Genomic DNA, 12,013 nt, shown 5'->3' with positions numbered 1-12,013 from the left:
CTGTTGGGCGGCCGGGTGGGGGAGCGGGCCGGCACCGCAACCATTAAACGCAGCGCCCGATCAATGCTTCACGTCGCGCCAGATGTTCCGGTACGCGCCGAACGCCAGCAGGCTCGAGAACAGCAGGAAGATCACTGCCATGAAGCCATATTGGTGACGCGTTTCCAGATTGGGATCGGCGGTCCACACCAGGAAAGCAGCCACGTCGCGCGCCATATTGTCGACCGTCGGCTTGGTGCCATCGGAATATTGCACCTGGCCTTCGGACCTGAGCGGCGGCGGCATCGCGATATTGAGGTTGGCGAAATACGGGTTGAAGTGCAGCCCGGTCGGCGTCTTCGCCTCGGGGAATTCCTTCAACAGCGCCGCGGGCTGATCCTGATAGCCGGTCAGCAGCGAATAGACATAGTCGGCGCCGCCGTGGCGGGCGCGAGTCATGTAGCTGAGGTCGGGCGGGATCGCGTTGTTGTTGGCCGCACGCGCCGCAATGTCGTTGGCGAACGCCAGCGGGAAGCGGTCGGCCGGCACGCCCTTGCGGGTCGCCGCCTCACCCGTGTCCGGGTTGATCGACGGGATATTGTCGAAGCCGGCGGCAATCGCCTTCACCTGGCCTTCGCTATAGCCGAGCCCGGTGAGGTCGCGGAACGCGACATATTTGAGCGAGTGGCACGCCGCGCAGACTTCCTTATAGACCTGGAAGCCGCGCTGCAGCTGCTGCTTGTCGAACTTGCCGAACACACCCGCCGAACTCAGCCCCGCATCGCGCGGATGCTTGTGGAACTCGGTCTCGGCGGACTTGGGCGCACCCGTCCAGATCTTGGGCGTGCTGTCGGTCGCGACGCCCCACACGGTGATGACCAGTGCGATCGCGAGCACGCCCGCAAACGCCAACCCGACCAAAGCTGCAATCCAGCGAACCATCTGTCGTATATCCCCTATAGCTCGCTCAGCGCGCCAGCGCGGTTTCGGCCGGGCTCGTCCCGCCCTTGCCGGCCAGCACTGCCTCGGTGATCGAATTCGGCAGCGCCACCGGGCGTTCCGTCCGCGCAATCCACGGCAGGATCACCAGGAAGTGCAGGAAGTAATATGCCGAGCAGACCTGCGCCACGATCACGTACACCGGGTCAGCGGGCGAACCGCCACAATAGCCCAGGATCAGCACGTCAAGGACCAGTACCCAGAAAGCGATCCGTGCCTTGGGCCGGTAATTGTTCGAGCGGATCGGCGACGAATCGAGCCACGGCAGGAAGAACAGCAGCAGGATCGACCCGAACATCGCGAGCACGCCCCACAGCTTGGCCGGCAGGATGAAGTCCGAGGTGAACGAGCGCAGGATCGCGTAGAACGGCCAGAAATACCATTCAGGGACGATGTGCGCCGGCGTCTGCAACGGATTGGCCGCGATGTAATTGTCCGGGTGGCCGAGCATATCCGGGAAGAAGAACACCAACGCCGCGAACAGCAGCAGGAAGACGCCCAGTCCGAAGCCGTCCTTCGCGGTGTAGTACGGATGGAACGGCACCGTGTCCTGCTCACCCTTGACGTCGACCCCGGTCGGGTTGCCCGACCCCGGAATGTGCAGCGCCCAGATGTGCAGGATGATGACCGCCGCGATCACGAACGGCAGCAGATAATGGAGCGAGAAGAAGCGGTTGAGCGCGGCGTCGTCCGGCGCGTAACCGCCAAGCAACCATACGCGGATCGTCTCGCCGATCCCCGGGATCGCGGAGAAGAAGCCGGTGATGACCTGCGCGCCCCAGAAGCTCATCTGGCCCCAGGGAAGCACGTAGCCCATGAACGCGGTCGCCATCATCAGCAGGAAGATGACCACGCCGAGCAGCCACACCATCTCGCGCGGTGCCTTGTACGACCCGTAATAGAGCCCACGGAAGATGTGCGTGTAGACGACGATGAAGAACATGGACGCGCCGTTGGCGTGCGCATAGCGCAGGAACCAGCCGGCATTGACGTCCCGCATGATCGTGCCGTTGATCGACGAGAAAGCGGTCGCGGCGTCCGAGTGATAATGCATCGCCAGCACAATGCCGGTGACGATCTGGATCGCCAGCGCCGCGCCGGCGAGCACGCCAAAATTCCAGAAATAATTGAGGTTGCGCGGCACCGGATAGCCGGCGCCCACCGCATTGTACGCCAGGCGCGGCAGCGGCAGCTTCTCATCGAGCCAGCGCATGAACGGCTGTTTCGGCTCGTAGTGATTGGCCCAGGGGAAACTCATCTTCTTCTACCCCCTTAACCGACCAGAACCGCGGTCGGTGACGTGAACTTGTACGGCGGCACGGCGAGATTCTTCGGCGCCGGCCCCTGACGGATGCGCCCGGCCGTGTCGTATTGCGAGCCGTGGCACGGGCAGAAATATCCGCCGAACTTGCCGCGATTGTCGCCCTCGTTGATGCCGAGCGGGATGCAGCCCAGATGGGTGCAGACGCCGAGCGTGATCAGCCAGTTCTCATGCCCCGGCTGAGTCCGCTTCTCGAGCGTTTCGGGATCGCGCAGATCCGACAGCGGCACCGCATTGGCCTCGGCGACTTCCTTCGGCGTCAGGTTGCGCACGAACAACGGCTGTTTGCGGAACGTCGTGATGACGCCCTGACCCGGCTGGATCTTCGACAAGTCGACCGTGGTGGTCGATTCCGCGAGAACGTCGGCCGACGGGCTCATCTGGTTGATCAGCGGATAGAGCACCGCGACCGCGCCGGCGGCGGCGGGAAACGCCACGGCGGCAATGTTCAGGAAGTCGCGGCGACGCGGATCGCTCACGCTATCGGGCGACTCACCCTCCGGAATCACATCGTCAACGGTCGCCATTCACCTGCCCTTGCACTTCAAATCCGGCGGCGGAACGCTCGGGGAACTAGCCTTTAGGAGGCCGCGCGCCCGCCAGAACCCTTCCGTCCCCACGGAAGTTGGGCGCCTGATAGACACGGGCATGCCGCTTTGCCAACGGGTTTTTATGCGCATCGCCCTTCACCAGCCCGACATCGCCGGAAACGTCGGCACCATCTTGCGACTGGCGGCCTGTCTTGGCGTGCCGGTTGATCTGATCGAACCGATGGGATTCGCCTTTTCCGACCGCGCCTTGGCGCGCGCCGGGATGGACTATGCGGCGCAGGCCGAAGTGACGCGCCACGCCGACTGGCCGGCCTTCGAAGCGGGCGTCACGGGGAGGATCGTCCTTTTATCCACCCTGGGCGCGGTGCGGCTCGACGCGGCAGAATTCGAACCCCACGACATCTTGCTGCTGGGAGCGGAGAGCGCGGGCGTGCCGCAATCGGTCCATGATCGGGCCGATCTTAGAGTCATGATTCCGATGCGGCCGGGCTTTCGGTCCTTGAACGTTGCGGTTTCCGCCGCCATCGCGCTGGGCGAAGCATTACGACAGACGAAGGGATGGCCCGAATGAAGGAGCTGGACGTCGAACAGGCGACCGCGAAACAGTGGTTCGAGCAGCTCCGCGACCTGATCTGCGCCGAATTCGAATCGATCGAGCGCGAAGCGGGGTCCGACGCACGGTTCGACTATATCGCCTGGAACCGGGTCGATCCGTCAGGCGCCGATGGTGGTGGCGGCGTGCGCGGCGTGATGAAAGGCAAGGTGTTCGAGAAAGTCGGCGTCAACGTCTCGACCGTCGGTGGCGCGTTCGACGGCGAGTTCGGCAAGACGATCCATGGCGCGGCCGACGATCCGACCTTCTTCGCGACCGGAATCAGCCTGGTCGCGCATATGGCCAATCCGCACGTCCCTGCGGTGCACATGAATACGCGCTTCCTGGTCACGACCAAGCGCTGGTTCGGCGGCGGCGCCGATCTCAACCCGCCCTTGCCGGTGGCGGCAGACACCGCCGATTTCCACGAGACGCTCAAGGCGGCATGCGATCGCCATGATCCGGCGCATTATCCGCGCTTCAAGCAATGGGCCGACGATTATTTCTATATCCCGCATCGCAAGGTGCATCGCGGCGTCGGCGGGATCTTTTACGATCATCTCGAGGGCGATTTCGCCGCCAATTTCGCCTTCACCCAGGAAGTCGGCCGAGCATTTCTCGACGCGTTCCCGCGGATCGTGCGGCGGCGGATGGGCGATACTTTCACCGATAACGACATCGCCGCGATGCGCGAATGGCGCGGCCGCTATGCCGAATTCAACCTGGTCTATGATCGCGGGACGCTGTTCGGGCTCAAGACCGGCGGCAATATCGATGCCATTTTGATGAGCTTACCGCCGGTCGCTACCTGGTCCTAAGCCGGCGATACGCCGCGACCTGGACCAGCGCCATGGCGATCCCGCCCAGGCCGGTGATCGCCGCTGCGATCACGTCGACGATCGTGCGTGCGATCGGATTGGGCGCGTGAGCCACCATCCAGGCGTCGACTTGCTCGAACGGCCAGGTCGCGATCGTCATCGCCAGGATCACCGTCATCACCGCCGCGGCGAGCGCAAGCGTGTTGCCGCGCGTCAAATGCAGGCTGCGGGTGATTGCCCTCAAGGCACCGACGGGGGCTTCGGCCAACAAGGTCGGCGCCAGCGCGATCGTTCGCGCCAATACCCAGAAGACGATCACGAAGAACGCGGCCATCAGCAGCGGCACCGCCTGCGCCAGCAACAGGGCTGCCGCGATCGGCACGGCGATGATCAGTCCCGCGAGCAGCAACAGCGGATAACGCCGCGCCGCGGCCATCAATGCCTTGCCCGCCGGCGGGTGGTCGCCCGCCAGGTATAAAGCGACGATCGCGAACTGGCCGAACAGCACGACCGCCTGCGCCGCGATCTGCCAGCCGCCGTAATTGACCATCCATTGGGTGAGGCCCTGTTCATAGGCTGCCATCGTCACCGATCCCGGCACGGCTTCGCCTGCCGCGGGCGGCGCGGGCATGTTGGGGATGAACATCGCCATCGCCAGCGCGGGCAGGAAAACGAACAGACCTCCCACCGCCGTCAGCACTTCCCAATCGCGCCGCCACAATCGCCAGGCATCGCGCATCAAAGCCGGAAAAGTGACCCTCACACGCCCTCGCGTGCCGACGTCGCCGCCAGATAGACTTTAGCCATGAAGCTCGACTGGATGACATAATAAGCCGTCGTCACTAGCCCGCCCAGAATCGCGACAATGATCGAGCCGATCGCGAATGGCCCGGCGGTGGGATCGAGAAATCGGAACAAGGCCCCGAATACCGAGGTCACCGCAATCGACGCGACGCCGACGACCAGCCCGAACAGCAGCACGACACCGAGCAGCTTCCAGGCGATCCCCCGGCTCAGCGCGAACGAGCGACGCAAGGCAGACACCACCCCGCCTTCCGCCGCCACTACGGGAACGAGCAGCGTGCTGAACCTGACCGAAACGAAGATGGCGACGATCAGCCAGACCAGGCCGTAAAGACCGATGAACCCGGCCAGGGCCGGCGAAATATCGGGCTTCGGGCCGGGGGAGGCACTGGTCAGCGCGGTCAGATCGACCCCGCTTGCGACCAGCGCGAGGATGATCGGCAGGAACAATAGGACGAGCACGGTGAACAGGATCAGCAGGGCCAACAGATAGTGCAGGAAACCACGTGTCGCGATCGATTGCGCCACGCCGCGTCCGGCATCGGGCCGCAGCGCCAGTGCGGTGATGGCGAGCTGGCCCCACAACATCGGCAGCAGCAGCGCGAGCACGATAGCTTGCCCCAGCCCCGGTGCGACTGCGGTGCCGGCAAGCTTGATCGCGCCCGATATCGATTGCGGCACGAAGATCGTCAGCAACGCGACCGGCACCACCGCGCCCAGATTATCGCTGAGGAACTCGGTGGTACGATCCCAGACGTTTCCCATATTGACCATATGCGGCCCCCGATTTCCCACATGCCGACCCAGTCGCCGGCCCGAGGACGCTTGACTAGGGCGTGTGCTCACGACTGGCAACGCCCTCACCCAAGCATCTTGTGGCGGTCGGTGACTTGCGCCCCGTCCCCGCGCGGGAGTAGCCCAGCGCGATGATCCCCGCCGATATCGAATGGCGCGTCTCGACCGAGCAAGTGCCTTATGCCGAAAGCCTGGCGGCGATGGAGGCCCGCGCCGCCGCGGTTTCTGCCGGCGATGCGCGCGAGCTCGTCTGGCTGCTCGAACACCCGCCGGTCTATACCGGAGGCACCAGCGCCGATCCTGCCGAACTGATTGATCCACGCTTTCCCGTCGTCCAAACCGGGCGTGGCGGGCGCTACACCTATCACGGCCCCGGCCAGCGCGTCGGCTATCTGGTGCTCGACCTCAACCGCCGCGGACGCGACGTGCGCTGCTTCATCCATGAGCTCGAACACTGGCTGATCGCGACGCTGGGCGATTTCGGGATCGAGGCGCGGACCGAATCGGGGCGCGTCGGAATCTGGACCGGGCACGGCGCCGAGGAGGCGAAAATCGGCGCGATCGGGGTGCGCGTGAAACGGTGGGTGACCCTGCATGGCTTCGCCATCAACCTCGACCCCGATCTCGCACATTTTGGCGGAATCGTGCCGTGCGGCCTGGCCGACTATGCCGTGACCAGCGCGACCGCGTTGGGGAAAACCGTTGCAGTTGAGGCATTTGACGCCGCATTGGCGCGTCATCTACCCGACTTTCTCGACGCGCTTTCCGCGCACGAAAAGCGGCTTGAGCAACTTCGGATTAGTGTCTAATGTCCCCCTTGATTTGGGTGATAAGGCCGGAAAAGCCGACCAAATCCACTATCTAGGGAGCTTCCAAATGCGTTCTTTCATCTCGAAGGCCGTGATCGGCACCATGATCGCGGGCGCCGCCCTGGCGGTTTCGGCCTGCACCAAGACCGAAACGACCACCAATGTCACCGACATGAACGTCACTGACGAAACCACCACCGACAACATGACTGCGGTCGATGGCGGCGCCATGAACGGCACCGACATGATGTCGAACGACACCACGACCACCACGACCAACACGACGATGTAATTCGTCTGGTCGTCCGCCTTCGGGCGGATGGTTAGGTTTCGAGGGGCCGTCCGTTCGTCGGGCGGCCCCTTTCGATTCGTGGCGCGGAGTCAGTAGACTTAAACACACCGAAACCTCTTGGGCGCGCAGGAAAATCACCGTAGGAAAGTGCCTGCGCAGGGGGCGCGAGAAGGGACGAGGATGAAAATCGTGCGTATCATGGCGAGCCTTTCGCTTGCCGCCGGCCTGTTCGCCGGATCACCGGCATCGGCGCAGTTTTTCCTGAAATCCTATGATTTCAGCGGAGCTGCGGTGACCGGTGCCGAGCCCGAAATGGGCATGCCGATGCCCGGTGCGACACCGGCGGAAGTGCGCGCGGGCCTGGTGTGGAACATGCGCGCCGCGCTCAACGTCGCGGCGCTGCAATGCGATTTCGCGCCGATGTTGCTGACGGTCGACAATTACAACGCGATGCTGCGCGACCATTCGGCCGAGCTCAAAGCCTCGCTCGAAGCGATCAACGGCTATTTCGTCCGAACTTCCAAGACCAAGGCCGCAGGCCAGGCCGCATTCGACCGCTTCGGCACGCGCACTTATTCCGCCTTCGCCACCGTCGCCGCGCAATATGGTTTCTGCCAGACCGCCAGCAAGATCGGTCGCGAAGTGATCTTCACGCCACGCGGCCAATTAGGCGACGCCGCGGCCACCTATATGCGCGAACTGCGCAACAGCCTGATCCCCTATGGCGAACAGCAATTCCCGCGCGCCTTCTACGCCCGGACTTATCTGTTCCTGCCGGATTTCCAGCCCGATTGCTGGCGCAAGGGACGCTATAGCGCGACCTATTGCGGCAGCAGCGCCAAGAAAAAGAAGCGCTAAGGAAGCCTACCGCAAGCCAAGCCGCTTGTGCGCCTGAAGCGTCAGGCGCCAGCGCGGCCGGGCCATGACCAAGGCAATCGCCTCGGCCTCGCTCGCGGCGTTACCCTCGGCCGATCCGGTGTCGAGCGGCTGCGCGAGCAGGTGGGCGAAGTCCCAGCGCTCCAGCACGTCGACATCGGTACCGGGCTGCGGCCAGACCAATTTCAGCTCGTCGCCCGATCGCTGGACGACCTCGCTCCCAGCCTTGGGGCTGATGCAGACCCAGTCGATGCCGGGGTGGACGGCCAGCGTGCCGTTGCTTTCGATCGCGATGGTGAACCCGGCCGCGTGCAGCGCTTCGACCAAAGCGTCGTCGACCTGGAGCATCGGCTCGCCGCCGGTGAGGACGCAAAAGCGCTCCTCGCGCCCCTCGCCCCAGAAACCCGCCGCTGCCTCGGCCAGCGCGGCGGCGTCGGCGAAACGGCCGCCGCCCTCGCCATCGGTGCCGACGAAGTCGGTGTCGCAGAACCGGCAGACCGCGGTCGCGCGATCCTGTTCGCGCCCCGACCATAGATTGCATCCCGCGAAGCGGATGAACACCGCGCGCCGGCCGGCATTCACGCCCTCTCCCTGGAGCGTGAGGAACATCTCCTTGACCGCGTAGCTCATCGTCAGCCGGCGTAACGCGTCGGGTCGGGAATGCCGGCTTCCTCGAACCCCTTGGCGCGCAACCGACAGCTGTCGCACAATCCGCAATGCACGCCGCCGGGCGCCGGATCGTAGCACGACCAGCTCATCCCGAGATCGAGCCCGAGCCGCGTCCCTTCGCGCACGATATCCGCCTTGGTCATGTGCTGGAGCGGCGCGTGGATACGGAACCGGTCGCCCTCCACCCCTGCCTTGGTCGCGAGCGCCGCCATGTCCTCGAACGCGGCGACGAATTCGGGGCGGCAATCGGGATAGCCCGAATAATCGAGCGCATTGACTCCGATCACCAGGTCGCGCGCGCCCGCCGCCTCCGCCCAACCCAGCGACAAACTGAGAAAGATCGTGTTGCGCGCGGGCACGTAGGTGACCGGGATGTCGCTGCCCACGCCGTCTTTGGGCACAGCGATCTCCGCGGTCAGCGCCGAGCCGCCGAACGCGCGCAGATCGAGCGGCAGTACGACATGACGTTCGGCGCCCAGCGTGCCGGCGATTCGCCGCGCCGCTGCAAGTTCGATCTGGTGGCGCTGGTTATAGTCGACCGAAAGCGCGAGCAGGCGATAGCCCGCGGCCTTCATCGAGGCCGCGGCAACCATCGAATCGAGGCCGCCCGAGATCAGCGCGACCGCCAAAGGCGATGTAGTTTCCATGATCGAGCGGGAGCTAGGAGGTTAGAGCGGCCATCGCAAGTCGGGACGCCGTTAGCCCTCTCCCGCTTGCGGGTGCGCCGGGTCGGTCATGCCCCCGGCATGACCTGAACAGCGCGGAGCGCTGTTCACCCGGTGCAGGTTGGGTGAGGGTCTTCTTTCTCCCAAGCGAACAGTGCGACAAAAGAAGAAGTAAGAAGACCCTCACCTTCCCACCGCCTTCGGCGGCGGGCCCCTACCTCTCCCGCAAGCGGGAGAGGTGTAAAAACGGGAGAGGGGCGCCACAAAAGAAGAGGGCCGCCTTGCGGCGGCCCAGTCTTGACGCTTCCAAGCGTCTTTCCAGGGAGGAAACGTGCCCGAAAGCACTTATCCTCTATAGCCGACCGACCCTAAACGCGGCCTTAACGGGCCGGCGGCGGCGCGCAAGCGCCTGTCCGGCGCCCTTCGTACACGATGTCGAACGGCTGCCCCAGCGGATCGATCCCTTGCGTATCGAGGCGAATCAAGGTGGGACTTTCGAGCGTGATCGTGGTGCGGCCATAACCGCGACCCTGGCAGGTATAGTGGATCGTGGTGTGATCGGGCGCATCGTCGATGGTGAAGCGCGTGCACTGGACGCCGGGATGGAACAGCTGAACCATCTGCAGCGGATTGTGCATGCACATCTGCCGCGGCGTGTCTGCGCTGCCGATCTCGTGCAACTGCCATTGCCCCAGGCCGAGCCGATCGAGCGCAATCGGCCCTGCCGCGACCGCCACGCCCGCGCCAAGACCCGCCATGGCCGCAAACGCGGCTAAGATGATCGTCCCCTTCCCCATGCGCACTCCTCTGCCATCCAAATGTGGCGATGGGCGGGCAGTGTTACAATCGTTAGAGTCTGGCTCAGCGAAGCTGAAAACGACCCTAGGGCGCGGCTAATTCCGCAGGCACCGGAAACGACTTCGCGCAGAACGCGCAATCGACGTTGATCATGCCATGCTCGTCGGCCATCTCGCGCCGGTCCTCGGGCGTGAATTTGGCGAGCACGCCGGCAATATACGCGGCGTCGCAGCGGCATCCCTTGCGGAAATCCGACCGCGCCTGCACGCGCACTTCCTCTTCTTCGTTGAACAGGCGCCAGATCAGGGTTTCCAACGGGATCGCGGCATCGGTGAGTTCGTCCGCCCCCATCGTCCGCCCCAGGATCGCGACATGCTCCCATTCGGGATGGTCGTGCCGCACATGCAGCCGCTCGCGCCCGATCTCGCCTTCCGGCAGATGTTGCAGCAACAGCCCGCCGGCGACGTGATGGCCGGTGCGATCGCGCGCGACCCCGAAATTGATCAGCGTCGGAATCTGTTCCGACTGGGCGAAATAGCTTTCCGCGGCCTCGGCCAGCGTTTCGCCGTCGAGTGGAACGATGCCCTGATAGCGTTCGCCGGTTCCCGCCAGATCGAAGGTGATCGCCAGATACCCTTCGCCGAACAAGGCGAACAGAGTCGGTTCCTCTGGCGCCTCGGCCAGGCGATCGGCATCGAACTGGACATAGCCGCGCAATTCGCCGCCACGATAATCGCACACCAGCAGCTTCACCACGCCGGCCTGGGTCTGCGCCTGAATGGTGAGCTGCCCCAATGGATCCTTGAGCGTCGAGCCGATCAACGCGGTCAAGGTCAGCGCCTCGGCGAGCAACCGTTCGATCGCCGGCGGATAGGCATGCGCCGCCAGGATCTCATCGAGCACTGGCCCCAGCCGCACCAGCCGACCGCGCGCGTGGCGGGCGGGAATGGTGAAGCCGATCGTCTGGTCGAGGTCGGTAACGTCCGCGGTCATAACAATCCTTCGTCACCCCAGCGAAGCCGGAGCCTCTGGCGTCAGCGCTGCGCCAAATTGCGTGAGATGCCGGCCTGCGCCGGCGGGACGAATGTGGGGAGAGCGCCGCCCGCGATCAACCGATCTGCCCGAAGCACCAGCGCAGGATCGATTTCTGGGCGTGCAACCGGTTCTCCGCTTCGGGCCAGATCAGCGATTGCGGCCCGTCGAGCACCTCGGCAGTCACTTCCTCGCCGCGATGCGCGGGCAGGCAATGGAGGAATTTGGCACCAGGCTTCGCGCCCGCCATCAACTCGCCGGTCACCTGGAACGGCATCATCGCCGCGAGCTTGGTATCGGCATGCTCCTGCCCCATCGAGATCCAGGTGTCGGTGACGACGATGTCCGCGCCCTCCACCGCCTCGCGCGCGGTTCCAACCACCCGGGCGCGCCCGTTGCCCAGCGCGACGTCCGCTTCGGACGGCTGGAATCCCTGCGGGCAGGCGGCGATCACGTCGAACTGCATCAGCCCGGCCGCTTCCATCATCGAGGTGAGCACGTTGTTGCCGTCGCCCAGCCACGCGACCTTGAGCCCCGGCAGCGAATAGCCAGCCTCGATCACCGTCTGCAGGTCGGCGATGATCTGGCACGGATGTGAATAGTCGGTCAGGCCATTGATCACCGGCACGCTGGCATAGGCCGCGAGTTCCTCGACCTTGGCGTGATCGTCGGTGCGGATCATGATCGCGTCGACATAGCCCGACAGGATGCGCGCGGTGTCGGCGACCGTCTCGCCGCGGCCAAGCTGCATCTGGCCGGCATCCGTCACGATGCTGGTGCCGCCCAATTGGCGGATCGCCATGTCGAAGCTGAAGCGGGTGCGGGTCGAGTTCTTCTCGAACACCATCGCCAGCACATGCCCGGCGAGCGGCGCATCGGCGTCTATTTTGCCCTTGGGCCAGCCCGCGCGCGCCGCCTTGCGGTCGAGCGCATCCGCCAGCATCGCGGCAACGCCGTCAGGCCCGGCGTCGGACAGGTTGAGGAAGTGGCGCAAAACTAAAATTCCTCCCCGT

General features: G+C 64.7%; 15 protein-coding genes. 5 read left to right on the top strand and 10 right to left on the bottom strand.

The annotated features are described in order from the left end of the window. Window positions 1-60 precede the first annotated feature (60 nt). Genes AC1DRD_RS22680 through petA form a run of 3 tightly spaced genes read right to left on the bottom strand, consistent with a single transcriptional unit; the run spans window position 61 to window position 2,826 of the window. The gene (locus AC1DRD_RS22680) at window positions 61-921 is read right to left on the bottom strand and encodes a cytochrome c1 (protein ID WP_478033067.1); all 861 of its coding nucleotides are present in this window, start codon (window positions 919-921) and stop codon (window positions 61-63) included. Window positions 922-946: 25 nt separating this feature from the next. Then, the gene (locus AC1DRD_RS22675; RefSeq protein WP_478033068.1) at window positions 947-2,236 is read right to left on the bottom strand and encodes a cytochrome b; all 1,290 of its coding nucleotides are present in this window, start codon (window positions 2,234-2,236) and stop codon (window positions 947-949) included. 14 nt (window positions 2,237-2,250) lie between these two features. Continuing rightward, window positions 2,251-2,826 carry a ubiquinol-cytochrome c reductase iron-sulfur subunit gene (gene petA / locus AC1DRD_RS22670; RefSeq protein ID WP_478033069.1) on the bottom strand — a complete coding sequence of 192 codons (576 nt, stop codon included), beginning with the start codon at window positions 2,824-2,826 and terminating at the stop codon, window positions 2,251-2,253. Between the two features lie 145 nt (window positions 2,827-2,971). Between petA and AC1DRD_RS22665 the strand changes: the two genes are divergently transcribed. Next, window positions 2,972-3,421: a tRNA (cytidine(34)-2'-O)-methyltransferase gene (locus AC1DRD_RS22665; RefSeq protein WP_478033070.1), complete on the top strand. Its 450-nt coding sequence runs from the start codon at window positions 2,972-2,974 to the stop codon at window positions 3,419-3,421. Then, window positions 3,418-4,260, top strand: a complete 843-nt coding sequence (gene hemF / locus AC1DRD_RS22660) for an oxygen-dependent coproporphyrinogen oxidase (protein ID WP_478043152.1) — start codon at window positions 3,418-3,420, stop codon at window positions 4,258-4,260. Before AC1DRD_RS22665 ends, hemF begins: the two co-directional genes overlap by 4 nt. Here hemF and AC1DRD_RS22655 read toward each other — a convergent pair. Next, window positions 4,247-4,999, bottom strand: a complete 753-nt coding sequence (locus AC1DRD_RS22655) for a hypothetical protein (RefSeq protein WP_478043151.1) — start codon at window positions 4,997-4,999, stop codon at window positions 4,247-4,249. The genes hemF and AC1DRD_RS22655 overlap by 14 nt on opposite strands. Before the next feature lie 20 nt (window positions 5,000-5,019). Next, window positions 5,020-5,838 (bottom strand): hypothetical protein, encoded by an 819-nt coding sequence (locus tag AC1DRD_RS22650; protein WP_478043150.1) that lies wholly within the window; start codon window positions 5,836-5,838, stop codon window positions 5,020-5,022. Window positions 5,839-5,990: 152 nt separating this feature from the next. Here AC1DRD_RS22650 and lipB point away from each other — a divergent pair, with 152 nt between their 5' ends. The 3 genes from lipB (at window position 5,991) to AC1DRD_RS22635 (ending at window position 7,818) form a co-directional block, all read left to right on the top strand. Then, entirely contained in the window at window positions 5,991-6,668 is a 678-nt protein-coding gene (gene lipB, locus AC1DRD_RS22645; protein ID WP_478043149.1) for a lipoyl(octanoyl) transferase LipB, read from the top strand. Window positions 6,669-6,735: 67 nt separating this feature from the next. Next, window positions 6,736-6,960 (top strand): hypothetical protein, encoded by a 225-nt coding sequence (locus AC1DRD_RS22640; RefSeq protein ID WP_478033076.1) that lies wholly within the window; start codon window positions 6,736-6,738, stop codon window positions 6,958-6,960. 180 nt (window positions 6,961-7,140) lie between these two features. Then, the gene (locus tag AC1DRD_RS22635; protein WP_478043148.1) at window positions 7,141-7,818 is read left to right on the top strand and encodes a hypothetical protein; all 678 of its coding nucleotides are present in this window, start codon (window positions 7,141-7,143) and stop codon (window positions 7,816-7,818) included. Between the two features lie 6 nt (window positions 7,819-7,824). Here the strand turns inward: AC1DRD_RS22635 and queE are convergent, their stop codons facing one another. From queE to argF, 5 genes are all read right to left on the bottom strand, one after another. Then, on the bottom strand, window positions 7,825-8,466 hold the full coding sequence (gene queE / locus AC1DRD_RS22630) for a 7-carboxy-7-deazaguanine synthase (RefSeq protein WP_478033078.1): 642 nt from the start codon (window positions 8,464-8,466) through the stop codon (window positions 7,825-7,827). Window positions 8,467-8,468: 2 nt separating this feature from the next. Continuing rightward, window positions 8,469-9,152 (bottom strand): 7-cyano-7-deazaguanine synthase QueC, encoded by a 684-nt coding sequence (queC, locus tag AC1DRD_RS22625; protein WP_478043147.1) that lies wholly within the window; start codon window positions 9,150-9,152, stop codon window positions 8,469-8,471. Between the two features lie 398 nt (window positions 9,153-9,550). Beyond that, on the bottom strand, window positions 9,551-9,967 hold the full coding sequence (locus AC1DRD_RS22620) for a DUF3617 domain-containing protein (protein ID WP_478033082.1): 417 nt from the start codon (window positions 9,965-9,967) through the stop codon (window positions 9,551-9,553). A gap of 85 nt (window positions 9,968-10,052) precedes the next feature. Then, window positions 10,053-10,961: an Hsp33 family molecular chaperone HslO gene (gene hslO / locus AC1DRD_RS22615; protein ID WP_478033084.1), complete on the bottom strand. Its 909-nt coding sequence runs from the start codon at window positions 10,959-10,961 to the stop codon at window positions 10,053-10,055. Between the two features lie 115 nt (window positions 10,962-11,076). After that, window positions 11,077-11,994 (bottom strand): ornithine carbamoyltransferase, encoded by a 918-nt coding sequence (gene argF / locus AC1DRD_RS22610; protein ID WP_478033128.1) that lies wholly within the window; start codon window positions 11,992-11,994, stop codon window positions 11,077-11,079. Between the last annotated feature and the right edge of the window lie 19 nt (window positions 11,995-12,013).

This window comes from Sphingomonas sp. P4_G2 (genome assembly GCF_056401155.1).
The sequence above is the reverse complement of the archived record's forward strand: the minus strand, read 5'-3'. Positions and strand labels throughout refer to the sequence as shown.